The 242-nt window shown below is 70.2% G+C and carries 1 protein-coding gene; it reads right to left on the bottom strand.

Annotated features, from left to right (window positions below; genetic code table 11):
• The coding region (locus AAEZ02_RS23335; RefSeq protein ID WP_351125593.1) for an ATP-binding cassette domain-containing protein at positions 1-242 on the bottom strand (242 nt) is incomplete at both ends.

Genomic DNA, 242 nt, shown 5'->3' with positions numbered 1-242 from the left:
GATCAGGATCGGCGCATCGGCGAGGAACGCACGCGCGATCGCGACGCGCTGGCGTTCGCCGCCCGACAGCTTGATCCCGCGTTCGCCGACCAGCGTGTCATAGCCGTCCGGCAGTGCGACGATGAAGTCGTGCGCGCTGGCCAGGCGCGCGGCGCGCTCGATGTCCGCGCGGCTCGCATCGGGGCGTGCATACGCGATGTTCTCCGCGAGCGTGCGGTGAAACAGCACGGGCTCCTGCTGGA

The organism is Shewanella sp. T24-MNA-CIBAN-0130 (assembly GCF_040310185.1).
GTDB classification, from domain to species: Bacteria; Pseudomonadota; Gammaproteobacteria; order Enterobacterales; family Shewanellaceae; genus Shewanella; species Shewanella psychromarinicola.
Note: the sequence above shows the minus strand (reverse complement) of the source record. Positions and strands in the feature narration are given on the sequence as shown.